The 24,908-nt window shown below is 69.5% G+C and carries 26 protein-coding genes, 1 tRNA gene, 1 pseudogene and 1 riboswitch; of the genes and pseudogenes, 10 read left to right on the top strand and 18 right to left on the bottom strand.

Annotated elements, in window-relative coordinates; genetic code table 11:
* Window positions 1–50: 50 nt before the first annotated feature.
* From KTN05_RS11400 to argF, 5 genes are all read left to right on the top strand, one after another.
* A complete protein-coding gene (locus tag KTN05_RS11400) occupies window positions 51–746 on the top strand; it encodes a GcrA family cell cycle regulator (protein ID WP_217329532.1) in 696 nt (231 codons plus the stop codon).
* Window positions 747–1,166: 420 nt separating this feature from the next.
* Window positions 1,167–2,885 carry a methionine--tRNA ligase gene (gene metG / locus KTN05_RS11395; RefSeq protein WP_217329531.1) on the top strand — a complete coding sequence of 573 codons (1,719 nt, stop codon included), beginning with the start codon at window positions 1,167–1,169 and terminating at the stop codon, window positions 2,883–2,885.
* Window positions 2,878–3,651 (top strand): sulfite exporter TauE/SafE family protein, encoded by a 774-nt coding sequence (locus tag KTN05_RS11390; RefSeq protein WP_217329530.1) that lies wholly within the window; start codon window positions 2,878–2,880, stop codon window positions 3,649–3,651. Before metG ends, KTN05_RS11390 begins: the two co-directional genes overlap by 8 nt.
* 53 nt (window positions 3,652–3,704) lie before the next feature.
* Entirely contained in the window at window positions 3,705–4,625 is a 921-nt protein-coding gene (gene rocF, locus KTN05_RS11385) for an arginase (protein WP_217329529.1), read from the top strand.
* A 242-nt stretch (window positions 4,626–4,867) separates the two neighbouring features.
* Complete coding sequence (gene argF / locus KTN05_RS11380) at window positions 4,868–5,794, top strand: ornithine carbamoyltransferase (protein WP_217329528.1); 927 nt, start codon at window positions 4,868–4,870, stop codon at window positions 5,792–5,794.
* Between the two features lie 36 nt (window positions 5,795–5,830).
* On the opposite strand, the gene KTN05_RS11375 is transcribed toward argF, so the two are convergent.
* From KTN05_RS11375 to KTN05_RS11365, 3 genes are read right to left on the bottom strand one after another with little or no spacing between them, the layout of a single operon-like run.
* Window positions 5,831–6,937 carry a CaiB/BaiF CoA-transferase family protein gene (locus tag KTN05_RS11375; protein ID WP_217329527.1) on the bottom strand — a complete coding sequence of 369 codons (1,107 nt, stop codon included), beginning with the start codon at window positions 6,935–6,937 and terminating at the stop codon, window positions 5,831–5,833.
* 7 nt (window positions 6,938–6,944) lie between these two features.
* Window positions 6,945–7,607, bottom strand: a complete 663-nt coding sequence (locus KTN05_RS11370; RefSeq protein ID WP_217329526.1) for a DsbA family protein — start codon at window positions 7,605–7,607, stop codon at window positions 6,945–6,947.
* Window positions 7,604–8,167 carry a DUF721 domain-containing protein gene (locus KTN05_RS11365; RefSeq protein ID WP_254368151.1) on the bottom strand — a complete coding sequence of 188 codons (564 nt, stop codon included), beginning with the start codon at window positions 8,165–8,167 and terminating at the stop codon, window positions 7,604–7,606. Before KTN05_RS11365 ends, KTN05_RS11370 begins: the two co-directional genes overlap by 4 nt.
* A gap of 106 nt (window positions 8,168–8,273) precedes the next feature.
* Here KTN05_RS11365 and KTN05_RS11360 point away from each other — a divergent pair, with 106 nt between their 5' ends.
* Window positions 8,274–9,299, top strand: a complete 1,026-nt coding sequence (locus KTN05_RS11360; RefSeq protein WP_217329616.1) for an A/G-specific adenine glycosylase — start codon at window positions 8,274–8,276, stop codon at window positions 9,297–9,299.
* Window positions 9,300–9,313: 14 nt separating this feature from the next.
* Here the strand turns inward: KTN05_RS11360 and lpxK are convergent, their stop codons facing one another.
* The 11 genes from lpxK to fabI form a co-directional block, all read right to left on the bottom strand.
* Window positions 9,314–10,315 (bottom strand): tetraacyldisaccharide 4'-kinase, encoded by a 1,002-nt coding sequence (lpxK, locus tag KTN05_RS11355; protein WP_217329525.1) that lies wholly within the window; start codon window positions 10,313–10,315, stop codon window positions 9,314–9,316.
* Window positions 10,316–10,343: 28 nt separating this feature from the next.
* Window positions 10,344–11,546, bottom strand: a complete 1,203-nt coding sequence (locus KTN05_RS11350) for a 3-deoxy-D-manno-octulosonic acid transferase (RefSeq protein ID WP_217329524.1) — start codon at window positions 11,544–11,546, stop codon at window positions 10,344–10,346.
* 6 nt (window positions 11,547–11,552) lie between these two features.
* Window positions 11,553–11,798, bottom strand: coding sequence for a DUF4170 domain-containing protein (locus KTN05_RS11345; protein ID WP_217329523.1), 246 nt, complete (start codon window positions 11,796–11,798; stop codon window positions 11,553–11,555).
* A gap of 78 nt (window positions 11,799–11,876) precedes the next feature.
* Window positions 11,877–12,620, bottom strand: a complete 744-nt coding sequence (locus tag KTN05_RS11340) for an ABC transporter ATP-binding protein (protein ID WP_217329522.1) — start codon at window positions 12,618–12,620, stop codon at window positions 11,877–11,879.
* Window positions 12,620–13,624, bottom strand: coding sequence for an iron ABC transporter permease (locus KTN05_RS11335; RefSeq protein WP_217329521.1), 1,005 nt, complete (start codon window positions 13,622–13,624; stop codon window positions 12,620–12,622). Before KTN05_RS11335 ends, KTN05_RS11340 begins: the two co-directional genes overlap by 1 nt.
* Window positions 13,621–14,457, bottom strand: coding sequence for an ABC transporter substrate-binding protein (locus tag KTN05_RS11330; RefSeq protein ID WP_217329520.1), 837 nt, complete (start codon window positions 14,455–14,457; stop codon window positions 13,621–13,623). The genes KTN05_RS11335 and KTN05_RS11330 overlap by 4 nt, the downstream gene beginning before the upstream one ends.
* Before the next feature lie 73 nt (window positions 14,458–14,530).
* A complete protein-coding gene (locus KTN05_RS11325; RefSeq protein WP_217329516.1) occupies window positions 14,531–16,405 on the bottom strand; it encodes a TonB-dependent siderophore receptor in 1,875 nt (624 codons plus the stop codon).
* A gap of 129 nt (window positions 16,406–16,534) precedes the next feature.
* Window positions 16,535–16,741, bottom strand: a riboswitch (cobalamin riboswitch).
* A gap of 240 nt (window positions 16,742–16,981) precedes the next feature.
* The gene (locus KTN05_RS11320) at window positions 16,982–18,487 is read right to left on the bottom strand and encodes a phospholipase D-like domain-containing protein (protein ID WP_217329515.1); all 1,506 of its coding nucleotides are present in this window, start codon (window positions 18,485–18,487) and stop codon (window positions 16,982–16,984) included.
* Window positions 18,488–18,515: 28 nt separating this feature from the next.
* Window positions 18,516–19,037 (bottom strand): xanthine phosphoribosyltransferase, encoded by a 522-nt coding sequence (gpt, locus tag KTN05_RS11315; protein WP_217329514.1) that lies wholly within the window; start codon window positions 19,035–19,037, stop codon window positions 18,516–18,518.
* Window positions 19,038–19,046: 9 nt separating this feature from the next.
* A complete protein-coding gene (locus KTN05_RS11310; RefSeq protein ID WP_217329513.1) occupies window positions 19,047–19,658 on the bottom strand; it encodes a LysE family translocator in 612 nt (203 codons plus the stop codon).
* Between the two features lie 22 nt (window positions 19,659–19,680).
* Window positions 19,681–20,493, bottom strand: a complete 813-nt coding sequence (gene fabI, locus KTN05_RS11305) for an enoyl-ACP reductase FabI (protein WP_254368156.1) — start codon at window positions 20,491–20,493, stop codon at window positions 19,681–19,683.
* Window positions 20,494–20,622: 129 nt separating this feature from the next.
* On the opposite strand from fabI, the gene pdxH reads away from it, so the two are divergent.
* From pdxH to KTN05_RS11285, 4 genes are all read left to right on the top strand, one after another.
* The gene (gene pdxH, locus KTN05_RS11300) at window positions 20,623–21,225 is read left to right on the top strand and encodes a pyridoxamine 5'-phosphate oxidase (RefSeq protein WP_217329511.1); all 603 of its coding nucleotides are present in this window, start codon (window positions 20,623–20,625) and stop codon (window positions 21,223–21,225) included.
* A 226-nt stretch (window positions 21,226–21,451) separates the two neighbouring features.
* Window positions 21,452–22,126, top strand: coding sequence for a cold-shock protein (locus KTN05_RS11295; RefSeq protein ID WP_371823344.1), 675 nt, complete (start codon window positions 21,452–21,454; stop codon window positions 22,124–22,126).
* 79 nt (window positions 22,127–22,205) lie between these two features.
* Window positions 22,206–22,910 carry a DUF192 domain-containing protein gene (locus tag KTN05_RS11290; protein ID WP_371823343.1) on the top strand — a complete coding sequence of 235 codons (705 nt, stop codon included), beginning with the start codon at window positions 22,206–22,208 and terminating at the stop codon, window positions 22,908–22,910.
* Between the two features lie 167 nt (window positions 22,911–23,077).
* Window positions 23,078–23,154, top strand: a tRNA-Pro gene (locus tag KTN05_RS11285).
* Between the two features lie 66 nt (window positions 23,155–23,220).
* Here KTN05_RS11285 and KTN05_RS11280 read toward each other — a convergent pair.
* From KTN05_RS11280 to KTN05_RS11265, 4 genes and pseudogenes are all read right to left on the bottom strand, one after another.
* Window positions 23,221–23,484, bottom strand: coding sequence for a hypothetical protein (locus KTN05_RS11280; RefSeq protein ID WP_217329510.1), 264 nt, complete (start codon window positions 23,482–23,484; stop codon window positions 23,221–23,223).
* A complete protein-coding gene (locus KTN05_RS11275) occupies window positions 23,423–24,088 on the bottom strand; it encodes a hypothetical protein (protein WP_217329509.1) in 666 nt (221 codons plus the stop codon). The genes KTN05_RS11280 and KTN05_RS11275 overlap by 62 nt, the downstream gene beginning before the upstream one ends.
* 41 nt (window positions 24,089–24,129) lie before the next feature.
* Window positions 24,130–24,705 (bottom strand): IS630 family transposase, encoded by a 576-nt coding sequence (locus KTN05_RS11270; RefSeq protein WP_217329508.1) that lies wholly within the window; start codon window positions 24,703–24,705, stop codon window positions 24,130–24,132.
* A pseudogene (locus tag KTN05_RS11265) lies at window positions 24,702–24,908 on the bottom strand (hypothetical protein); the annotation flags it as partial. The gene KTN05_RS11270 and the pseudogene KTN05_RS11265, both read right to left, overlap by 4 nt.

Raw genomic sequence — 24,908 nt, 5'->3', positions numbered from 1 at the left:
GGATGTGCAACCCCGCGAGCCCGGCCGGTCCCCCGCAAGGAAGGCAACCCATGTCCTGGACGGATGAGCGCGTCGAGACGCTGAAACGCATGTGGGCCGAAGGCCTGTCGGCCAGCCAGATCGCCAAGGATCTGGGCGGCGTCACCCGCAACGCCGTGATCGGCAAGGTGCACCGCCTCGGCCTGTCGAACCGCAATGAGGGCGAAGCGCCTGCCGCGGCCGAGCCCGCCGCCACGGCCGAACCAGCGGCCGCCGCCGCACCGGCGGAGCGCAAGGGCAAGGCCGCGCCGCGCCCCGCCGCGAAGGCCGATACCGAGGCTGCGCCCGCCAACACCCCCGAAGCGCCGGCAGAGCCGAAGGCCCCCGCCGCCGCCGCATCCGCGCCAGCCGCGAAGGAACCCGAGGCGCCCGAGGTCGAGGACGAGCCCGAGGCCGCCCCTCCGCCGCAGCCGGTCTTCACCCCGCGCCGCCCGATCGTGCCCGCCGGCCAGCCGCTGCCGCCCCAACCCTCGGCCAACGAGATCTCGCCCGAGGCGCTCGCCTCCGTCCGCGAGGTCGAGAAGAAATCGCGCAAGCTGTCGCTGATGGAACTGACCGAACGGACCTGCAAATGGCCGATCGGCGACCCCGCGACCGACAAGTTCTGGTTCTGCGGCCTGCCCAGCCAGCCGGGCAAGCCCTATTGCGAGGCCCATGTCGGCGTCGCCTTCCAGCCGATGAGCTCGCGCCGCGACCGCCGCCGGTAAGCGCGGGGGCTGTCTGCCCCCGCGGCGGCTTCGCCGCCTTCCCCCGAGGATATTTGCGTCCGGCCCGAGAAGCGCGCCCCGAAAATGGACGCCCCCGATCCGGCCCGAAAGATGGGCGGGAACGAGGGCGCCTCGGTCCGGAGCGGTCATCGGCGTCCCCGCCTGTTCCGCCAGACCAAACTGCCACCATCATCTTAAGATCAGGTTAAGCCCCTCGGGCCGGACAGAAATATCCCGGGGGAGCCGCGCCCTGCGCGGCGGGGGCAGCGCCCCCTGCGGCGCCGCTGCGATAACGGCGCAGCCCGGCGATGAACGGGCCGACCGACATGATCCGGTCCCATCCGACGCCGCCCGCCCCTGCTCTGGCATTGGACCGGCGGCTTCGCTAAAGATCGCCCGACTTCCCCACAGGACGCGCATATGGCCCGCCATCTCATCACCTCTGCCATCCCCTATATCAACGGCATCAAGCATCTGGGCAATCTCGTCGGCAGCCAGCTGCCGGCCGATCTGTTCGCCCGCTACCAGCGCGGCCGCGGCAACGAGGTGATGTTCATCTGCGCCACCGACGAGCATGGGACCCCGGCCGAGCTTGCCGCCGCCAAGGCGGGCAAGCCGGTGGACGTGTTCTGCGCCGAGATGCATGAGGTGCAGGCCGACATCGCCCGCCGCTTCGGCCTCAGCTTCGACGAGTTCGGCCGCTCCTCCAGCCCGCAGAACCATCGTCTCACCCAGCATTTCGCCGGCAGGCTGGCCGAGAACGGGCTGATCCGCGAGGTGTCCGAGCGGCAGGTCTATTCCGTCGCCGACGGCCGCTTCCTGCCCGACCGCTATATCGAGGGCACCTGCCCCAATTGCGGTTATGACAAGGCGCGGGGCGATCAGTGCGAGAACTGCACCAAGCAGCTCGACCCGACCGACCTGATCGAGCCGCGCTCGGCCATCAGCGGCTCGACCGATCTGGAGGTGCGCGAGACCAAGCACCTCTACCTGCGCCAGTCGGCCATGCGGCAGCAGCTTTCGGACTGGATCGACAGCAAGACCGACTGGCCGATCCTGACGACCTCGATCGCCAGGAAGTGGCTCAACGATGGAGACGGGCTGCAGGACCGGGGCATCACCCGCGATCTCGACTGGGGCGTGCCGGTCAGGAAGGGCGACGAGCCCTGGCCGGGGATGGAGGGAAAAGTCTTCTACGTCTGGTTCGACGCGCCCATCGAATATATCGCCGCGACCAAGGAATGGGCCGATGCGCGGGGCAAGCCCGACGCCGACTGGCGCCGTTGGTGGCGGCTGGATCAGGGGGCCGAGGATGTCCGCTACACCCAGTTTATGGGCAAGGACAACGTGCCCTTCCACACCCTGTCGTTCCCGGTGACCATCATGGGATCGGGCGAGCCGTGGAAGCTGGTCGATTACATCAAGTCGTTCAACTACCTGACCTATGACGGCGGGCAGTTCTCCACCTCGCAGGGGCGCGGGGTGTTCCAGGATCAGGCGCTGTCGATCCTGCCCGCCGACTACTGGCGCTGGTGGCTGCTGTCGCACGCGCCCGAGGGGTCCGACGCCGAGTTCACCTGGGAGAATTTCCAGCAGTCGGTGAACAAGGATCTGGCCGACGTATTGGGCAACTTCGTCAGCCGGATCACCAAGTTCTGCCGCTCGAAGTTCGGCGAGACGGTGCCGGAAGGCGGCGAATACGGCCCCGAGGAACAGGCCCTGCTGGATTCGCTGACCACCCGCATCCGCGCCTATGAAGGCTTCATGGAGGCGATGGAGGTCCGCAAGGCCGCGAACGAACTGCGCGCCATCTGGGGCCTGGGCAACGAATACCTGCAATCGGCGGCGCCGTGGGCCAGCTTCAAGACCGACGCGGCGAAGGCGGCGATGCAGGTGCGTCTGGGGCTGAACCTGATCCGCCTTTACGCGGTGCTGTCGGCACCCTTCATCCCCTTCACCGCCGATGCGATGCTGACCGCGATGCGCACGGACGACCGGGGCTGGCCCGACGACGTCGGGGCGGCGCTGGAGGCCCTGCCCCCCGGCCATCCCTTTGTCGTGCCCGACGTGCTGTTCGCCAAGATAACCGACGAGCAGCGGGAGGAGTGGCAGGAGCGCTTCAAGGGCGTTCGTGGCTGATATCGTCTGGGCGAACCTGATCGGGTTCTGGCTGCTCGGCTTTGCCGGCGCGTGGTCGCAGACGCTGACCGGCTTCGCGCTCGGGCTGATCGTGATGAGCGGGACGACCCTTTTCAGGCTGCTGCCGCTGCCAGTGACGGCGCAGATCATCTCGGTGCTGGTGCTGCTGAACGGGGCGATGGTGCTGTGGCGCGACCATCGCCATGCGGACCGGCAGGCGCTGGTCTATGCCGTTGCCGGGGCGGTGCCGATGATCGCGCTCGGCTACTGGCTGCTGCACTGGATGGCCGGCAGCGCGCTGGAATGGCTGCGGCTGATCCTGGGCGTCTTCATCGCCGCCGCCGCCCTGCAACTGGTGAGCCGCCCCAAGCCCTGGACGAAACGTTCGCCGGCGATGGCATTCGCCGCGGCGGGCACGTCGGGCGGCGTCATGGGCGGGCTGTTCGCGACCTCGGGGCCGCCGCTGATCTGGCTGCTCTATCGCCAGCCGATGACGCTGGACACGATCCGGGTGACGCTGGTCAGCTATTTCGTGATCACCCAAGGATGGCGGCTGGCGCTGACCATGGCCGACCGGAGCATCGACCGCCTGACGCTGGTGGCGCTGGCCGGGGCGGTGCCGGCGATCACGCTGGGCACATGGGTCGCGCGGCGCTTTCCGCCGCCGGTCCCGCCGCTGGTGATCCGGCGGGCGGCGCTGACGCTGCTGTTCCTGTCGGGCGTGGCGCTGGTCGTGACCGCGGGGCTGGCGCTGGCGCGCGGTTGACGCGCTGCCCGGCGCGCCGCAAGGTCGCGGGCGATCCCAGCCGGAGGCCTGCCATGACCCACTGCATCCTGATCGGCGCCCCCGTGGACAGCGGCCAGCAGCGGCCCGGCTGTCTCATGGGTCCGGCCGCCTACCGGGTGGCGCGGCTGATGGATACGCTGGCGGCGCTGGGACATTCGGTCGAGGATCGGGGCGATCTGTCCCCCATCGAGGTGGAGCAGCAGGCCCATCCGAACCCGGCCGTGCTTCATCTGGGCGAGACGCTCGCCTGGACCCGCGCACTCAAGGCGGCGGGAGAGGCGGCGAGCGCCGAGGGGCTGCCGATCTTCATGGGCGGCGATCACTCGCTGTCGCTCGGCAGCGTCGCCGGGGTCGCGGCCCATGCGCGGCGGCTGGGGCGGCCGCTGTTCGTGCTGTGGCTGGACGCCCATTCCGACATCCACACGCCCGTCACCACCGAGTCGGGCAACCTGCATGGCACCCCGCTCGCCTATCTCGCGGGGCGGCCGGGCTTCGACGACTTCCCGCCCTTCCCCGCGCCGGTCCCCGAGGAGAACATCTGCCTGTTCGGCATCCGCAGCGTCGATCCCGCCGAACATGCGGCGCTGGAGCAATCGGAGATCACCATCAACGACATGCGCGTGCTGGACGAATACGGCTTTGCCGTGCCGATGCGGGCGTTTCTGGACAAGGTTCGGACGGCGGGCGGGATGCTGCATGTCAGCCTCGACGTCGATTTCCTCGACCCCTCCATCGCCCCGGCGGTCGGCACCACAGTTCCCGGCGGGGCCACCTTCCGCGAGGCACATCTGGTCTGCGAACTGATCCATGAAAGCGGGCTGATGACCTCTCTGGATCTGGTCGAGTTGAACCCGTTTCTGGACGATCGGGGACGGACGGCGAAGATGATGGTGGATCTGGTCGGCAGCCTGATGGGGCGCAAGGTCTTCGACCGGCCGACGCGGTCCGGGTAAGCCGGGGCTCTGCCCCGGACCCCGGGATATTTGCGGACAGAAGATGGGCAGGCGCGGCGTCAGGCGGCGCGGCGGGGATTCCGGGGTTGACCTGCCGCGCGCAAGCCGGTCAATTGCCGCGATCATGTCGATGATCCTGCCTTCCGATCCGAGATTCCTTTCCGTTCCCGTCCCCTGGGGCGGCGCGCGGCGACGATAGCCGCCCGGCGCGCCAATTTCGGAACAGGACAGGACGATTCACGATGCAAAGCTTTCTCGACATTCACACCACCTCCAGGGACGATCTGCGCAGCATCATCGACAATGCGCGGCGCATGAAGGACGCGCGGAACGGCGCCCCCAAGGGCACGCCGGACGCCGAGCAGCCGCTGGCGAACCGCATGGTCGCGCTGATCTTCGAGAAGCCCTCGACCCGCACCCGGATCAGCTTCGACCTCGGCGTGCGGCAGATGGGCGGGCAGGCCATGGTGCTGTCGGGGCAGGAGATGCAGCTGGGCCACGGCGAGACCATCGCCGATACCGCGCGGGTTCTGTCGCGTTACGTCGATCTCATCATGATCCGCACCTTCGAGGAGGCGACGCTGCAGGAGATGGCGGAATATGCCTCGGTCCCGGTCATCAACGGACTGACGAACCGCACCCATCCCTGCCAGATCATGGCCGACGTGCTGACCTATGAGGAGCATCGCGGCCCCATCGCGGGGCGCAAGGTGGTCTGGTCGGGCGACGGCAACAACGTCTGCGCCAGCCTGATCCAGGCGGCGGGGCAGTTCGGGTTCGACTTCACCTTCACCGGGCCGAAGACCCTGGACCCGGAACGCGAGTGGATGGAGTTCGCCCGCGCGCAAGGCGTGAATGCCGAGATCGAGCGTGACCCGGCGAAGGCGGTCGAGGGCGCCGATCTGGTCGTGACCGACACCTGGGTGTCGATGCACGATCCCCAGTCGGCGCGCGAGCGGCGGCACAACCAGCTGCGCAGTTATCAGGTGAACGCGGCGCTGATGGCGAAGGCCAGGGCCGACGCGCTGTTCATGCACTGCCTGCCCGCCCATCGCGACGACGAGGTAACGTCCGAGGTGATGGACGGCCCGAATTCGGTCGTCTGGGACGAGGCCGAAAACCGCCTGCACGCCCAGAAGGCGATCATGCGCTGGTGTCTGGACGTGTGATCCGCATGCCCGCGCGAAACCCGCGCGGGCAGCGATTCAGCCTTCGCCCAGCTTCGGCGAGGCGCGGTCCAGCGAAAGCTCCGCGTCGGAAAAGCGGATCGGGGTGCGGACTCCGGGAACACCCTCGGGCTCGATCCTGAGGCCGCGGGCGATCACCTGCGGGTCCGCGAAGACGTCCGCCATGTCGTTGATCGGGCCGGCGGGCACGCCCGCCTTTTCCAGCCCGGCAAGCAGGTCGTCGCGTTTCCAGCCGCGGGTCACGGCGCCCAGCATCTCGGTCAGCCGGTCGCGGTTCGCCACCCGGTCGGCATTGGTCAGGTAGTCGGGCGCCTCGGCCAGCGCGGGCAGGCCCAGCAATTCGCAGAGGCGGCGATACTGCCCGTCATTGCCCGTGGCGATGATGATCCAGCCATCCGCGCAGTCGAACACGGCATAGGGAACGATGTTCGGATGCGCGTTCCCCAGCCGCTTCGGCGATGTGCCCGCGGCGAGATAGTTCATCGCCTGGTTGGCCATCACCGCCACCGCCACGTCCATCAGCGCCATGTCCACATGCTGGCCGCGCCCGGTCCGCTCGCGCTGGTGCAGGGCGGACAGGATGCCGACGACGCCGTAGATGCCCGTGAAGATGTCCACCACCGCGACGCCGACCTTCTGGGGCTGGCCGGCGGGATCGCCGGTCACGCTCATCAGCCCGGACATGCCCTGGACGATGTAGTCGTAACCCGCGCGGCGCGCATACGGCCCGTCCTGCCCGAACCCGGTGACGGAGCAGTAGACGAGCCGCGGGTTCACCTTCTGCAGCGATGCCCAGTCGAGCCCGTATTTCTCCAGCCCGCCGACCTTGAAGTTCTCGATCACCACATCGGCATCCCGCACGAGGTCGCGGACCTTCGCCTGCCCCTCGGGCGTGCGGAAATCCGCGACGACCGAGCGCTTGCCGCGGTTGGCCGAATGGAAATAGGCGGCGGAGCTGTCCCCCTCACGCTCGATGAAGGGGGGGCCCCAGCGGCGGGTGTCGTCGCCTTCCGGCGCCTCGACCTTGATGACCTCGGCCCCCAGATCGGCGAGGAGCTGCCCGGCCCAGGGTCCGGCCAGGATGCGCGCCAGTTCGACGACCTTCAGCCCCGAAAGCGGTGCCATGACCGCCTCAGTTCGCGGCAGGGGCGGCGGGGCTGGCCGCGGCCAGCTTCTCGTCGATCTTGGCCTGCAGCTGCGGCCAGGGCAGATTCTGGACCTTCTCGCCGCCGATGATGAAGGTGGGCGTGCCTTGGATGTCGTCGCCACCAGCGTTCTGCTGGAAGGTCGCGACGAGCTGCTCCACCCGCTCCTGATCGGCCCAGCAGGCGTCCATCTGCTCGTTGCTGAAGCCTGCCGTCGCGCCGATCTTGCGCAGGTTCGCGGCAAGCTGGTCGCCGGACTCCGCCTTCAGCCATTCCGACTGCTGGTCGAACAGCATCCCCGAGATCGGGTAGTATTTCGCGTTGTCGCCGCAATGCGCCAGCACCCCGGCCCAGAGGCCCACCTGATCGAAATAGACGTCGCGCTGGATGAACTTGACCTTGCCGGTGTCGATGTATTCCGACTTCAGCAGCGGAAAGCTTTCCTCGTGGAAGTTCGCGCAATGGCTGCAGGTGAAGCTGGCATATTCGATCACCGTGACCGGCGCGCTCTCATCGCCCAGCACCACGTCGGGAAGGGTCTGGACCTCACCGGCGGGCGTCTCGGCCGGGGCGGTCTGCGCGATCGACGGCGCAGCGGCTGCGGCGGAAAGCGCGAACGCGGTCAGGACGGCGCGGAGGATCGGGGTCATGGGTTGGCCTTTCGGTGGTTTGCGTCCCGGCGGGACAGGATGTTCAGCGCCAGCCGCCGCATCGCCTGCGACAGGTCCGGGTCGGTGAAGTGATCGGCGAGCGCCTCGGCCTCGGCCAGCCGCTCGGGGGATGGCGCGGGCGCGGCGGCGCTGCGGGGGGCGGGGGTGAAGACCGCGTGCCCTTCGGCAAAGCCCTGCGGCGCGGTCTGGGTCACGGTGATGCGGGCGACCGCGTTGAAGCCGTAGCAGGCGTTCACCCTGTCGCGGATCGCGGGCAGCTGCATCTGCACCAGCGGCGCCTGCGGGCCGGTGGTCAGCAGCGTCAGCGTGCCGCCGAACCCCTTGCCGTGGGAGATCTTGACCGGACGGGTGCAGCGGGCGATGTCCTCGCCCACGATCTCGGGCCAGTTGGTCAGAAGCCGCGTCACGGCGAAGCCGCGCCCTTCGGCCCCGGCGCGGACCCGCTCGGCCACCAGCGCCGCCGCCGGCTCGAAGCCGCGCATCCGCCGTCGCGGCGGGGCGTCGGGATCGGTGCGGCGTTTGCGGGCGGATCGGACCATGAGCGGCCTTCGGTAGTGAAACTAGCCGCCACTCTGGACGCTCGGGCGGCGGGATGCCAGACCGCGCCGCAGCGGAGGGGGTGAAAGTTTGCGTGAGTCCGATGTCATGGCGGCGGCGTTCAGGGCGGCCGAGGTCGCGCCCGCGCTGCTGGGCTGGTATGACCGCCACGCCCGCGCCCTGCCCTGGCGCGCGCCGCCGGGCAGCCCGCCGATGGACCCCTATCGCGTCTGGCTGTCCGAGATGATGCTGCAGCAGACGACCGTCGCGGCGGTGAAGGACTATTTCCACCGCTTCACCGCCCGCTGGCCCGATGTCGAAGCCCTGGCGGCGGCGGAGGATGCCGAGGTGATGGGTGAATGGGCGGGCCTCGGCTACTACGCCCGCGCCCGCAACCTGCTGGCGGCCGCGCGTGCGGTGGCGGCAGCGGGCGGGTTCCCGGACACGCGCGCGGGCCTGCAGGCGCTGCCCGGCGTCGGCCCCTATACTTCGGCAGCCATTGCCGCGATCGCCTTCGACCTGCCCGAGACGGTGGTGGACGGCAATGTCGAGCGGGTGGTGGCGCGGCTGTTCGCGGTCGGGACGCCGCTGCCTGCCGCGAAGAAGGAACTGACCGCGCTGGCCGCGACCCTGACGTCGGCCGGGCGGCCGGGGGATTTCGCGCAGGCGACGATGGACCTCGGCGCGACGATCTGCACGCCGCGCAGCCCGGCCTGCGGGATCTGCCCGCTGGGCCATCTGTGCCGCGCACGGGCTCAGGGAATTCAGGCCGAATTGCCGCGCCGAACGCCGAAAGCCGCCAAGCCGGTGCGGCACGGCACGGTCTGGGCCGCGCTGAATGAAACCTCCGTATTGCTGGAACGCCGCCCGCCGCGCGGGCTGCTGGGCGGCACGCTCGCCTTCCCGACATCGGGCTGGGACGGGACCGACCTGCCCGCGCCCCTGCCCGGCGCGTGGATCGAGGCAGGCGAGGTGCGCCACGTCTTCACGCATTTCGATCTGCGGCTGACCGTGCTGCGGGGCGCCCTGCCCGATGGCGCGAACCCCTCGCGCGGGACCATCGTCTCGCGGGAGGAGTTCGACCCGCAATCCCTGCCGGGGCTGATGCGGAAGGTCTGGGCGCTGCTCCCCTGACGCGCAGCCCTCGGCTATCGCCGCGCCTTCCCTGGAAACAGCGCCGCCAGCCGCTCGTCGAGCGCCGCCGGATCGTCGATCTTCAGCCGCACCGGCAGCACCAGCACCTTGCCCCGGAACGCGTTCGGCAGCCGCGCCGCGTCCTTTTCGGTGGTGACGAGCTGCGCGCCGAGCATCTTCGATTCGGTCTCCAGCCGGGTCAGCAGGCGGGGCGAGAAGGGCTGGTGGTCGGCCAGCGCCTCGGCGCGGACGATCTCGGCCCCCTCGGCGGCGAGCGAGGCGAAGAACTTCTCGGGATGGCCGATGCCCGCGAAGGCCAGCGCCCGCAGCCCCTTCCAGTCCATGCCCATCCGCAGCGTCTCGAGCCGCCCGGTCAATCTCGGCACGGGCAGCGAGGGCCAGCGGGCGGTGAATGCCTGCTGGGTCTGGGGCGGGCCGATGGTCAGCACCAGATCGGCGCGGGAAAGCCCCGCCGCCACCGGCTCGCGCAGGGGACCGGCGGGGATGCAGAGGCCGTTGCCCCAGCCCTTCGCGGCATCGGCCACCACGATGGACAGATCATGCGCCAGCGCCGGGTCCTGGAACCCATCGTCGAGGATCACCGCCTGCGCGCCTGCCGCAACCGCGGCGCGGGCGCCCGCCGCGCGGTCGTCCGCGACCCAGACCGGGCCGAACGCCGCCATCAGCCGGGGCTCGTCCCCGACCCGCTCGGCCGGATGGCGCATGGGATCGACGCGCAGCGGCCCCTTTTCGGTCCCGCCATGGCCCCGGCTCACGACATGGACGCGCAGCCCCCGCCCCTCCAGCTTCTGGAGCAGCGCGATCACGGTCGGGGTCTTGCCGGTGCCGCCCGCGTTGAGATTGCCGACGCAGATCACCTTCGCCGCGACCCGCTCGCGCGGGCCCTGCGCCAGCCGCTTCGCCGTCGCGCGGGCATAGGCGGCCCCCAGGGGCCGCAGCGCGGTGGCGAGCGGCCCCCGGCGGCGGAACCAGAAATCGGGGGCCTGCCCGCTCATGCGACGCGACCCATCGCGCGGACGCCGCTCACCCTTCGGCCCCGTCGATGTCCGACAGGATGACCGCCGCCACGTTGCCCGCGACGGCGGCGCCGCTCGTCTCCACCCCCCAGGCCGCCTGCGCCATCCGCGCGGCGAGATCGGGCGAGGTCAGGTCCGAGGCCGCGACCGCCAGCCCCGCCGCGTCGTCGATCCGGCGCGTGGCGCCCGCCGCGCGAAGCTGGCGCCAGGCCAGCGGGTGGGCCGAGATGTCGGACCCGTGGATGATGGCCGAGCCGAGCGCCGCCGGCTCGAACGGATGGCGGGCCGCGAAATCGGGCGGCGGCGAGAGCGTGCCGCCCGCGAACGTCACCGAGGCGAGGCGATACCAGAGACCAAGCTCGGCCATGTCCTCGGCCACCAGCACCTGCATGTCCGGCCCCGGCTCGTCGTCCATGACGCGGCGGGCGACGCTCAGCCCCGCCTCCTCGGCCAGCTCGGCCAGCGCGGGCTCGTCGGCGGCGCGGGCGGGGGCCGCGATCAGCAGCGCGCGGTGGTTATAGGCGAGGACGGCCAGATGCGCGGCGATCACCGCCTCGGCCTCGGTCAGCGGCAGCGCGGCGGCGAGCCACAGATGGCGGCTGCGAAGCTGTGCCTGCAGCGCCTCGTATTCCCGCGCGTTGCAGGACAGGACGCGGCGGACCGGCGTCAGCTGGCCGGTGACCTCGATCCGCGCGGGGGCGACGCCCTGGCGCAGCGCCTCGATCCGCGAGGCGGTGTCGGGGACCAGCAGGCGCGAGATGCGTCCCAGAACCCCGCGCGGCATGTTGCTGCGCCACCATGACGCCTGCGCGGGGGCGAAGGGGCGCGTCTGGATCAACGTGACCGGCACCCCCGCCTCCTCGGCGGCGGCGAGCAGCGCGCGGGGCAGGTCGCCCTCGAACAGCACGATCGCGGCGGGCGCGGCCTGCGCGATCAGCGCCCGCGCCCCGGCCATGTCGCCGGGCGGCTTCGCCATCAACGGCACAAGGCCGGGCAGTTCGGCCGCCGCCGCGGGGCCGAGCGTTCCCAGCCGCAGATCCTTGCGCCGCGACATCAGCGCCTCGGCGACCGGCGCGGCGCCCGTGCCGCCGCCATGCAGCACGATCAGCGGCCCGTCGCCCGGCGGCAGGTTCGGCACCTGCGCCGTGCCCTCGGCCAGCGCCGGCCGCAGCCGCCGCCAGAGCGCGAGATCATGGATCGCGGGCGCCATGGCGGGTCAGGCGATCAGCTCACCGGTCGGGCTGCCTTCGCGCTTTTCGTCGTAAAGCCGATGCAGATGGGCGATGAAATACCGGGTCTGGGCGCTGTCCACCGTCCGCTGCGCATGGGACTTCCAGGCGGCGAAGGCGCTGGCATAATCGGGGAACAGCCCGACGACGTGGATGGCGGTGGGGTCCACGAACTCCTCCCGCTGGGAGTCGACCAATTCACCGCCGAAGACCAGATGCAGGCGCTGGTTCAAGGGTCCAACCTTTCATGCAGAATTCCTGCGCCGATCAATAGCCTGATGGGGCGCGAAACCCAAGTCCCGTTCGCCGGATCAGAGCGGCCGGGTGACCAAGACCGGCCCGTCCGGCGCGGGAAGGAAGCCGCCCCCGACGCCGAAGCTGCCGCGAAGATGGGCGGGGGTCAGCACCTCCTCCGGCGCGCCGTCGGCCCGGATGCGGCCGCGATCCAGCAGCACCAGCCGGTCGCAGTGACGCGCGGCAAGGCCGAGATCGTGCAGCGAGGCGATCACTGTGCGCCCCTGCCGCGCGAGGTTTCCGAACAGCGCCATCACCGCGAACTGGTGGGCCGGGTCCAGTCCGGCGATCGGCTCGTCGGCGAGGATAAGCGGCGTCTCCTGCGCAAGGACGCGGGCGATCAGGGCGCGGGCAAGCTCGCCGCCGGAAAGCTCGGTCGCGCGGCGGGCGGCGAGCGGGCGCAGGTCCATCCGGTCCAGCGCCTCGGCCACGGCGCGCTCGTCCGCGCGGCGGTCGGTGTGGGACCGGCGGCCGAGGCGGACGAGCCTGTCCACCGTCACGGGCCAGGCCACGTCGCGCGATTGCGGCAGATAGGCGGCGCGGCGGGCGCGGGCCTCAGGCGAAAGCGCCGCCAGATCGCTGCGCCCTTCCGCCGGGATCAACCCCAACGCGGCGCGCAGCAGCGTGGTCTTGCCCGCGCCGTTAGGGCCGATCAGCCCGACGAAGCTGCCGGGCGCCACGTCCAGCGTCACCTCGTCCACGACCGGACGCCCCCGCAGGCGGACGGTCAGGCCGGCAAGGCCGAGGGCGGGCGCGGCCATCACCCGCCCCGCCGGATGCGGTGAATCATGTGCAGGAACACCGGCGTTCCGACCAGCGCCATCATCACCCCCAGCTTCAGGTCGCGCTCGGGCAGGATCAGCCGAACGGCGATGTCGGCGGCCAGCACCAGCGCCGCCCCCCCCAGCGCCGCCGCCGGCAGCAGGCGTGAGGGCACGCCGCCCACGGCCCCGCGCAGCAGATGCGGCACGACCAGACCGACGAAGCCGATGGCCCCCGCGACCGCCGTGGCCGCGCCGACCGCCGCCGCGACCCCCAGCACCGTCACCAGCCGCAGCCGCCCCAGCCGCACACCCATCGAGGCCGCCGCGTCCTCTCCCAAGGTCAGCGCGTCCAGATCGCGCGCGGCCCAGGCCAGCAGCGCCCAGCCGAGCGCCATGACCGGCAGCGCGGTCCAGACCTCGTTCCAGCTGCGGTCGGCCAGCGAGCCCATCATCCAGAACACGATTTCGCTGGCGGCGAAGGGGTTGGGCGAGAGGTTCAGCACCAGCGAGGTCAGCGCCCCGGCAAAAGCCGACACCGCGATCCCGGCAAGGATCAGCCCGAAGCTGCCGCCGCCCGGTCCCATCGCCCGCGCCCCCGCGCGACCCGAAAGCGACAGCAGCAGCAGCGCCGACAGCGCCGCCCCCGCCAGCCCGGCGAGCGGCAGCGCCAGCGAGAACGCCGCCGCGACCCCCGTCTGGATCGCCAGCACCGCCCCGAGCGCCGCCGAGGCCGAGACGCCGATCAGCCCCGGCTCGGCCAGCGGGTTGCGCAGATAGCCCTGGATCGCCGCGCCCGACAGGCCGAGGCTGATCCCGATAAGCAGCCCCAGCACCGCGCGCGGCAGGCGGATTTCCCGCATCACCAGCGTCAGCGGCCCGCCATCGCCGCCCAGCAGCGCCGAAAGACTCGCCCGCGCGCCCACATCCGCCGGGCCGGTCAGCAGCGAGCCGAAAAACAGCGCCGCGCAGAGCAGCGCCAGCAAGGCGAGCAGCCGGGTCATCGCGGCAGCGCCTGCCGCGCTGCGTCCAGTCCGGCAACGGCATCCAGCACCTGCGGCAGCCCGCAGACCCATTCGCGGCCCTCGACCGCGATTCGCGCCGCGCCGGAACGGGCGAGCGCCGGGTGACGCACCACATCCTCGGCCCGCGCGGGCGCGCTGGCGGGCGGGCCTGAGACGATCGCGTCGGGGTCCGCCATCAGCAGCAGCTCCAGCGGGATCATCGCCCCGAACTCCATCCCCAGCCGCTCGGCCAGCAGGGCGAAGCCCGCCGCCCGCAAAACGTCGGATTCCAGCGTCGCGGTGCCGGTCATATAGCCGTTCGCCCGCCAGGTTGCGGCCAGCGGTGCATTCGGGTCGGGCGGGCGGCGAAGCGCGGCGAGATCGCGGTCGAAATCCCGCGCCATCTCCTCCGCCGCCGTCTGCCGCCCCAGCGTCTCGCCCATCTGGACTATCGAGGCGCGGATGCCATCCAGCGAGGTTTCCGGCGCGAAGGTCGCGACCGGCACATCCAGCCGCCGCAGCATCGACAGCGTCGCCGGGGTCGTGAAGCTGCTGGCGAGGACGAGATCGGGGCGGAGCAGGTAGATCTCCTCCGCCCGGCCATGGTTCACCGGATAGCCGGCCGCCTCATCGGCCATCAGCGACACGCCCGGATCGGCAGCCAGCGCCGAGACCGAGATCAACTGCCCCGGCGCGGCCAGCGCCATCGCAAGCTGGTCGGTGCAGAGGTTGATGGAGACGACGCGCTGCGGGGCCGGGGCGGCAGCAGGCTCCGCCGCCGCCGCGCCCGCCAGCGCCAGAATGGCGACGGCCGAAAGAAGCGCGCGTCTCATCCGCTCACCGCCTGTTCGCCGCCCGCCGCGAACGTCAGTGCTATCCGCAGTCCGCGATCCGGTCCGCCGGACCTCACCACCGGGTTTCCACCCCCAGCCACGCGGCGCGGCCCGGCGACGCATAGCCCCACACGTCGCTGTATTCCTCGTCGAACAGGTTGACGACGCGGCCCCGGATGCGCGCCTTTTCGGTCAGGTCGTAGCTGCCCGAGACGTTGACCACCGTGTAGTCGTCGAGCTTCGACACCCCGGCGCCGCCGACCCACCACTGGCCGTCGTAGTTGCCACGGACATGGCGCAGGTCGGCCGAGATCGTGCCGCGCCCCTCCAGCACCCGCAGGGCGGCGTTCATGGACAGTTCGTGGCGCGGACGGCGCATCTCGACGCTGCCGTCCGGCTCCTTCGCGTCGAGATAGGTGTAGCCGAGGCCGAGCGTCAGCGCGTCGGTCACGTCGTAGCGCCCGGCGATCTCGATCCCTTCGCGGCGGCTGGTGCCGTCCTCGTTGTAGTAGTTGGTGCCGTCGGGCAGGCCCATCCAGTCGGACTTGATCTCGTTCTCCAGCCTCTCGTTGAACCAGGTCACGTCGATGACGCCGCGCCCGTCCGCGAAAGTGGTCTCGACGCCGATGTCGAAGCTGCGGTTCTCCTCGGGTTCCAGATCGGGGTTGCCGACCAGCCCGAATCCGCCGAGCAGCTCGTAATAGACCGGGTTGACCACGCCGGTTCCGGCAGAGGCATGCAGGCGGAAGGGCGTGTCCGCGATCCGCCACGAGGCGGCGGCGACGTAACTGGTCTTGGACTGGAAAACCGAGTTGTCGTCGTGCCGCAGGCCGAATTGCAGATCGACGCCGTTCGCCAGCGCGGCGCGGTATTCCACCGCAACCGAGGTGTTGCGCCGCTCGTTGTTCCGGGCGAGGCTGTTTTCGTCCTTGCGCCGGTCGATCCCGAAGCTGAGCGTCTGCGTCGCATCGACGACCGCGCCGTCAAGCCCGATCGTCGCCCGCCAGCGCAGGGCGCGGGTCCGCGCCTCCTTGGTCTCGCCATCGTTCTGCGACAGGTCCACCTGCGTCTCCTGATAGGAGAGCCGGTTCACCACGCGCCCACCGGCCGAGACATGCTCGGCAAAGATTTCCCCGGCCAGTTCGTCCCGGTCGGTATGGTCGTCGCTGTTGACGACGAAGCCCTCGGCGCTGGTGGCGCCGTAATCCTCGACGTCGTAGCCATAGTGCTCATCCGCGCGGCGCAGCGAGAAGCCCAGCCGCAGGTCGTCGGTCGCCTGCGTGTCGCCGGAGACGGTGAGGTTGTGGCGGCGGATGCCGTCATCCTCGCCGCCGTCGCCCGAAACGTCGTAGCCGTCATCGTCGCGGCCGCTGTAGGAAAACGACAGCCGCCCCCGCTCGCCGCTGATCCCGGTGGAGAGCCATCCGGCGAGGCCGTTGCCGAACTCCAGCCCCGCGCGGCCGCCATCGGCGGGTCGGTTGGTGATGATGTTGATGACCCCGGCCGCCGCGCTCGCACCGTAGAATACCGATTGGGGGCCGCGCAGCACCTCGATCCGCTCGATGTTGGCGGTGTCGAGGCCGCTGAGGTAATATTCGTCGTCGCCCGCCGCCGCCTCGATTCCGTCGATGAGGATCATCGTGTGGTTGGCCTCGGCCCCGCGGATGCGGGTCTGGGTGAGCCCGTGGCCGGTGGCGCTGATCGATACGCCCGGCACGGTCCTGAGCGCGTCCTGGACCGAGGTGAAGCCGCGCTCGCGCAGATCCTCGCCGTCCAGCGTGGTGGCGGCGCGGCCGTAGGACTGCGCCTCTATGGGCGAGAAGCCGCCCGAGATCACCACCGGGTCCAGCGTGATCGCGTCCTGCGCGAGGGCCGAGGCGGGCAGCGCCACGGTCAGCGTCAGTGCGGCAAGGCGCAGGTGGCGGGGGGAAAGGTGGCGGGTGGTCATGGTCCCTGAAATCCCTTGCAGTCGATGGCGGGCGCGCGGCCTGCCGAGATGCGTTGGTCCGGGGCAACACGCCCGCAGACAGTGAGATCACCGCTGCGGCACGCCGCTTCCAAGGCGCGCCCCGCGCCGTGGAAAGGGTGTCGTCCAAGCAGGTCTCCTGGCTGGCGGGTCGATGCGGCGCCGGCCTTCCCGGAGCATGGCTCCAGTGGCAATTCGGCGCCGCTCACCGCTTACAGTTGCGGGGGCAGCCGCGGATCGGGATGCCGGTGTTCGGCGGCCCTTGCGCGTTCCCTTTTCATCCGGTGCGAGGCCGGAACTTGGACGGGGGCCACTTATCCGGCGGCGGGACGGCGCGTCAAGCTCGGACGGTGACGCGGGAACCACTGCGCCGCCAGAGCCGGGCGGCTCCGTCCCAATTGTCCGTCAAGCAGACCGGCAAGCAGGTCCGCGCAGTCCATCGCCGGGATCATGGCAGTCCGCCGGAATGATCGCGAGGTCGCGCCACTGCCCCCATGCTCATCGCTGCTTGAACAGCCAAAAAAGGCCAACAGCGCGGCTTCGGGGCAACTCCGCCAGTCAGCGCCGCCGCGTCCGGCGCCACAGCAGCGCCGCAGCGGCCAATGCACCCGCGCCGATCAGCCAGTGCCGCCCGGTCAGCCCGGTCCGGCGCTCGGCGTCGCGGGCATAGCGCGGGTCGAAGATGGCGGTGTCGGCCAGCCAACGGCCAAGCCAGCGATCGCGCCGACGCGGCACCGGCCAGAGGCCGCGCCCTTCGGGCCGGCTCAGCGCGTCGATGGCGGCGATGAGCCCGCCATGCCCGTCGATCGCCGCCTGCACCTCCTCGGGCGTGCGGCCCAGATGCTCGGCCAGCAGCCCGGCGCGGATGCGGCGGATGCAGGCGCGATGCGCGTCGGTTTCGGCGATCAGCGTCACGTCCACCTCGGTGTCGAAGCCCATCGAGCGGCGGTCGATGTTGCTCGACCCCACCCGCAGCAGCGCGTCATCGACCAGCAGCAGCTTGGCGTGGACATAGATCGGCTCGCCCGCTTCGGTCACGGGATAGAGGATGCGGAAGCGCCCGTAACGGTCGCGGCGGGCCAGCTGGCGGATCAGGCGGCCGCGGCTCACATGCATCGCCCGGTCCTCGATGAAATTCTGCGCGGCGCGGGGATTGATGACGACGATCTCGGGGCCGTCCGGCTCGGCCAGGCGGCGACGGATCGCGCGGGCGATGCCGGGCGCGCTGAAATACTGCGACTCGATGTAGATGCAGTCCTTCGCGGCGCGGATGGCGTCGAGATACTGCGTCTCGATCTCGACGATGCCGCGATGGTCGAAGCCGGGCGGCTCGGTGCGCGAGATGCCGATCTGCACGTCGCTGAAGTCGGGATCGACCTGCGGCGGCCAGAGATCGCGGCCCGGATTGTCGGCGGGGGCGATTTCTTCGTCCGTCGCGCGGTGCCACCGCCCGCGCGCCAGCTCGGCCATTTCCAGCACCGCGGGGCCGTCGAACATGCCGGCGGCGTCGTGCCAGGGCTGCGCGGTCTCGCCCGACTTGAGGCAGCGGCGCGCCTCGTCGGTCAGATGGTCGCGCGTGTCCCAGCGCCCGTCCGTCACGTCGATCCCGCCGCAAAAGGCGAGCGAGTCGTCCACCACCACGATCTTCTGGTGGTGGCAGGCGCCCAGCGGGTGGCGGCCGTCCAGTGCGAAATGCACCTGCTCGGGGCTGAACAGCTTGACCCGCAGCCCCGGCAGCAGCCGGGCCGGTGCGATCAGGGCGCCGCCGCTCCATTTCAGCAGGTAGATGTCGAGTTCGGGGTGCCGCGCCACCAGCTCCTCGAGGAACGGGCCGACCTTGTTGGGCAGCCCGTCGGGCGCGATTCCGTCCCCGTCGCTTTCGCCGGGCAGCATCTCGATCTCGAAATCGAAATCCCAGCCGATCATCAGCACTTCGTCGCGCGCTTTCAGCAGCGCCTCGCGCAATGCGCGGAAATAGTGCTGCGCATCCACGATCAGGGTGAAGCGGTCGGCGCGGGCGGTGCGCCAGCAGTTGCGGCCGGGCTGGAGCGAGAACTCGGTCATGTCAGTGGCCCCGCCCTGCCCGGCTGCCTCAGTCGCTGCCGCGATAGGGTTCCACATACTGAAGCGCCATGTCCCAGGGGAAGAAGATCCACGTGTCCTGGCTGACCTCGGTGATGTAGGTCTGGACCATCGGCTGGCCCTTGGGCTTGGCATAGACGGTGGCGAAATGGGCGCGCGGATACATCCGGCGCACCAGTTCCAGCGTCCGGCCGCTGTCCACGAGGTCATCGACCACCAGCACGCCTTCGCCGTCGCCCATCATCCCGGCGTCGGGGGCCTTGAGCACGACCATCTCGCCCTGCTCGCCCTTGAGGTAGGATTTGACGCTGACGGTATCGATCATGCGGATGTCCAGCTCGCGCGCGACGATCATCGCCGGGACCATGCCGCCGCGGGTGATGGCAACGACCGCGCGCCACTCGCCCCCGCCCGCCGGGGCCGTGTCCTGAAGCCGCCAGGCCAGCGCCCGTGCGTCGCGGTGCAGCTGGTCCCAGCTGACATGGAAGCCGCGCTCATGCGGCAGGCGGTCGGTCTGGGGGGCGCGGGCCATCGTTATCCTTCAGTTTCGTATGATGAGCGACAGGCCGAGCGCGCCGATCAGCGCCCCCGCGACCCTGTCGATCCAGATCTTGGCGGAGATATAGCTGCGGCGCACCGGGCCGGTCGCCATGACAAAGGTCACGACCGCGTAGAACGTGACCTCGACCGACAGCGCCACGACATAGATCATGCCGGCGGCGGGGCCGTGCAGCGCGGGGAAGATGGACATGATGATCCCGCCGTAGAACAGCGCGGGTTTCGGGTTCGAGAGGTTCAGCACCATCCCCTGAAGGAAGCCGGGGCCGGTGACGGTCTCGCCCGCCATCGCCAGCGGGTCGGCGGCGTGGCGCCACATCTGGATCGCGATCCAGATCAGATAGGCGCCGCCGGCGATCTTGAGCGCGGCGAACAGCGCCGGCACCAGCTGGAACAGCACCGTCAGCCCGAACAGCGCGAACAGGCACCAGAGCGAGGCGCCGAACGCCAGCCCCACCGCATAGGGCATCGACGGCCCCCTGCCCCGCGCCGCCGCCGACTGGCTGGCCGCGATGATCCCCGGCCCCGGCGACAGGATCGCCAGCGCCAGCGTGCCGACGAACAGCGCCAACTGGGGCAGCGTGACGGCGTCCATCATTCCTCCTGCTGGCAGGCGCTCACTCGGCGGCCTTGCGGTTCGCCGTCGCGTCGATGTCGGGCGCGTCCACCGCCTTCATGCCGACGACGTGATAGCCCGAATCGACATGGTGGGTTTCCCCCGTCACGCCCGCGCCGAGATCCGACAGCAGATACAGCGCCGAGTTGCCGACATCATCAATGGTGGTATTGCGGCGCAGGGGCGAGTTCAGCTCGTTCCATTTCAGGATATAGCGGAAATCCCCGATACCCGACGCGGCCAGCGTCTTGATCGGCCCGGCGCTGATCGCGTTCACGCGGATGCGGTCCTTGCCCAGATCCTCGGCCAGGTAGCGGACCGACGCCTCCAGCGCGGCCTTGGCGACGCCCATGACGTTGTAATGCGGCATCACCCGCTCGGCCCCGTAATAGGTCATCGTCATCAGCGAGCCGCCATCCGGCATCATCGCCGCCGCGCGCTTGCAGACGGCGGTGAAGGAATAGACCGAAATATCCATCGTCATCAGGAAATTGTCGCGGCTGGTATCGACATAGCGGCCGCGCAATTCGTCCTTGTCGGAAAAGCCGATGGCGTGGACCACGAAGTCCAGCGTGCCCCATTCCCGCTCCAGCGCCGCGAACAGATCGTCCACGGACGCCATGTCCGCCACGTCGCAGGGCAGCACCAGCGACGAGCCAAGTTGCTGGGCCAGCGGCACCACGCGCTTCTTCAGCGCCTCGCCCTGATAGGAGAACGCCAGTTCCGCGCCGTTGCGGGCCAGCGCGCGGGCGATCCCCCAGGCGATCGACTTGTCGTTCGCCAGCCCCATGATGAGGCCCCGCTTGCCCTTCATCAGCCCGGTCGCGGGCGGGCCGGACGCCTGATCCGCAGTCTCGCCGATGGCGTCGTCGCTTGACATGACACTTACCCCGCGTGTTCAACCTTCGGTGAGAGTTAGGGCAAAGCCGAAAGGTCAGCAAGCATGAGCGACAGCACCGGAATCTTCGTCGGCGACGATCCGTTCGCGCTGGCCCGCGCGTGGCTGGACGAAGCGGCGAAGACCGAGCCGAACGATCCCAACGCCATCGCGCTCGCGACAGTGGATGCCGACGGGCTGCCCGACGTGCGCATGGTGCTGCTGAAGGAGATCGAGGACGCCTCGTTCCTGTTCTACACCAACTACGACAGCGCCAAGGGCCACCAGATCGCGGCCACCGGCGTCGCCGCTTTCGTGATGCACTGGAAATCGCTGCGCCGGCAGATCCGCGTGCGCGGCACCGCCACGCGCGAGGACGGTGCGATCGCCGACGCCTATTACAACAGCCGCCCGCTGCCCTCGCGCATCGGCGCCTGGGCCAGCCGGCAGAGCGAGCCGCTCGACAGCCGCGAATCGCTGCTGGCCGAAACCGCCCGGCTGACCGCCCTGCACGAGGGGGCCCCGCCGCCGCGTCCGCCCTTCTGGGGCGGCGTCCGCATCACCCCGGTGCAGATCGAGTTCTGGGCGGACGGCGAATACCGGCTTCACGACCGTTTCCGCTGGACGAGGACGGGCGATCGATGGAATATTCAGCGCCTGAACCCCTGATTCATTTTGTTCAACCAGTGATTGCATCCTGAATAACCATACGTCAAAGTCACGGTAAGGAAGGCTGTGACTCTGGCGCAACGCTGCGGACGCGCATATTTCAGCCTCGTCTGCGCCATGTTGCATTTATTGTTGCATGCGATTGATGTAAGTTAGTTTTTGCCTGAGGTGGTACACTACGGTGCTGGAAGATCCCTCGATACACGCATGCGTTGTATCCGGCTATGTGAAATGGTTCGATTCTCAACGGGGCTTCGGCTTTCTGGTTGACGACGCGGGCGGTCAGGACGTCCTGATCCACGGCAACGTCGTGCGGAAATTCGGCCAGGGCACCGTCGCCGAAGGCACCCGGGTCGAGGTCGAGGCGGTCACGACCGACCGCGGCCGCCAGGCTACCCGAATCCTCTCGGTCGGACCCGCGGCGGAAGCCTCCGCCCCGCCGATCGCCGATCTCTGCAACGTCTCGCCCGACGAGCTGCTGAAGCTGCCCGTGCTGCCGGCTCGCGTCAAATGGTTCGACCGCGCCAAGGGCTTCGGCTTCGCCAACATCTTCGGCCGGCGCGAGGACGTGTTCCTGCATATCGAGGTCGTGCGCCATTCCGGCTTCGCCGATCTCGTCCAGGGCGAGGCCGTCGGTATGCGGGTGGTCGATGGCCGCCGCGGCCTGATGGCGGCGCAGCTGCTCGGCTGGGACCGCGTGGGCGAGGCCGCGGACGAGGGCGGCAGCGGAACCGGCGGTTCCGGCGGCCCGCAACCCGCGCGCCACGGGCCGCAGCCGCGGCTCTCGCCCGAGATCGAGAATCTCGATCTGCCGGACGACTGGAACAGCCGCGCCCGCAGGAACGGCAGCGCGGACACCCTGCGCATCCCCCGCCCCTTCGTCCTCGCCGCCAACGGATGAGCGGCCGGTGATGCGCCCGCCGCCCGCCTCCCTGCCGCAACGCGCGGCATCGTGGATGCCGGGGGGCGCTGGCGCTGGCTTGCCGAGCCATGCGGCCTGGCGCGGCTGGAATGCCGCTGCGGCGGCCATCTTGCCGCGCGTGGTGTTTCGGGTCGAAGGATCGGGCATCTTTGCCGCGCTTTATCGTTCCGCGCGCCGCGGGCGTGACTGTGTCAGGGATCCGACGCTCCACACAGTCCCGCCCGTGCAACGGAGCGGTGAGCACCGGAAGTCAGCCGCGACCCTGCACCGCTGGGCAGCGGGAGCGATCCTCGCCACCCTGATCCTGCCCGCCGCGCCGGCGGCGGCAGCCGGGATCTGCCGCGACTCCATCGCCGTCATCGTCGGCACGGACGGACGCGAGGTTCCCTTTTCCGTCGAGATCGCGGACACCCCGGCGGCGCGCGCGCAGGGCCTCATGCACCGCCGCTCGCTGCCGCCCGGCACCGGGATGCTGTTCGTGTACGAGCAGCCGCAGCCCGTCTCGTTCTGGATGAAGGACACGCTGATCCCGCTGGACCTGCTGTTCATCGACGCGGCCGGCACCGTGCGCCACATCCATGCGCAGGCCAGGCCGCTGGACCTCACCCCGCTCCCCGGCGCCGTGCCGGGCGATCCCGACCCCGACCGCCTGATGGTGCTGGAAATCGGCGGCTCCGAAGCCGAGCGCCTCGGCCTCGAACCCGGCGCCACCCTCCGCCACCCTCGCGTGCCGCAGGACAAAGCCGCGACGCCCTGCGGGTGAGCAGAGCTCGGGGAAACCGCGCGGCTTCCGGAGGCTTCGCACAAAGCGTCGTGTCGCTGCATTCTCGACTAGCGAGCGAAGCCAAACGGTCATCGACAAAGAAGCCGGCGTTCTTCTTGCGTTAACCCCTTTCGCGGCCCGCCCGCTGCGGTTACAAGACCGCCATTCGGGGCGTGGCGCAGCCTGGTAGCGCGACGGTTTTGGGTACCGTAGGCCGGAGGTTCGAATCCTCTCGCCCCGACCAGCACCCAGGCCCTTCCGGGGGTGTCCGTTTTGCAACCCGGTTTGCAAGATCGTTCCACTTTCGGCCCTAGAGAAGGCGCATCTGCTTCGCGCCGGGAACGAAGTCGATGACCGCCTTGATCGCGGTCTCTTTGGTCAGGCCGCCAGCAGCCAAGGTTTGTGTTTCGACGATTCGGCAGCGTAGGGTATCGTTCGCGGAGAGAGCGACCTGACCACTCGCAACCTTGTTGAAGAAGCTCTCGTCTTCGACGGTCGCGGTGAAGGTCTTCTCACCGCCGTCGGAGAATCGCCAGACATAGCCGTCCCGGAACGGCGCGGTGACGATCTTCAACCACGGTGCTCGTGACGATCGCCTCGTCCTCAACAGGTGGTGGAAGATCCAAGCTGGCCAGTTCGCCTTTGGGTATCGACACGTCTGGTCCGCTGCCATCGTCGAACCGCACCTCCGAGAGGCCCGGTATGCGGCTGAGTTTCCTTCCGAAATCCTGTGACGATTCCCGCGTAGGAGAATCCTGCAGGAGGATCAGGGTTCGATCATCCACGATCGTCTTCACGCCATCCTGCGTGATCAGCGTCGTACCATCCCCCATATCCTGGATGCGGTCGGGCCGCTTCCCTCGGAGACGATTAAGGACCGCAAAGAGGCCCCATGCCCCGCCGGTTATCGCGCCGCAGTTGATGAGCAGGTCGGTGAGTTCTTTAGCCGTGGCAATGCGTTCTTCGTGGCCCGCCGCCTGGTCGAGCAAATCTGCCATGGCTTTCAGGAAAGAGACATCGATCGAGAGAATAGCGTCAAAGCTGCCCTCGGCGGATGCCTTCATCTTCAATCGAGCCTCAGCTCGGTTGCCGTTGATCGTCTTGTTCGCACTTCTGACGACATTCCAGAGGGCCATCAATGCGGGCGCCAAATCAGCTACGTCGACCTGATGATCCATGAAGCCGGGCCCGTCGAAGATGAACCTAAAGCGTTTCTGTTTTAACCTGCGACATACCCTGCAGCCATGAAATAGTTCCAGCATTCGTCGGGGTCGAAGAGATCGCAGACCTCGCCGATGGCCTTGAAGACGTCAGTGAAGGTTCGTGCTCCGATCCTGCGCAGATGGGCCTTGAGCTTGGCGAATGCTATCTCGATGGGGTTCAGGTCCGGCGAATATGGCGGCAGGTAGAGAAACCAGCAGCCATGGCCCCGCAGAGCCTCGGCAGCCTGCTTGTTGCGGTGGGTGGCAAGATTGTCGAGGATCACGACGGTTCCCGGCTCGATCTCGGGGATCAGGACCTCGCGCACGTAGGTGGCGAAGGCGGGACCGTCCATCGCTCCCCTGATGCACCAGGGGGCGATCAGGGCATCCGACGTGAGGCCGGCGATCAGGGTCTGTGTTCCCCAGCTGCCGAAGGGCGCATCCATGCTCAGTCGTGTTCCGCGCAGGGCCCGGCCTCGCAGACGGGTGAGATTGGTCTTCACCGAAGTTTCGTCGATGAAAACAACGCGGTCCGGGCGATCCGCGATGGCGGGCAGGCGATGTTTGAGCCAATCGGCCCGCCGTTGTCTCACTGTGGCATGGCGACGTTCGGCGGCGACCAGCGATTTTTTTTATAGGTGAACCCAAGCCGTGACAGCAGGCTGGCAATGGACGAGTGATGGACACGAATGCCTTCCGCTGCGGCCAGCGCGTCCCTGAGTTCGAACAGCGTGATGTCGGGATCCTGCGCGAGCAACTCCTCGAAAAAGGCCCGATGCGGGGCAAGCTTGCCATG

It is taken from the genome of Paracoccus sp. Z118, assembly GCF_019061185.1.
GTDB lineage: Bacteria > Pseudomonadota > Alphaproteobacteria > Rhodobacterales > Rhodobacteraceae > Paracoccus.
The sequence above is the reverse complement of the archived record's forward strand: the minus strand, read 5'-3'. Positions and strand labels throughout refer to the sequence as shown.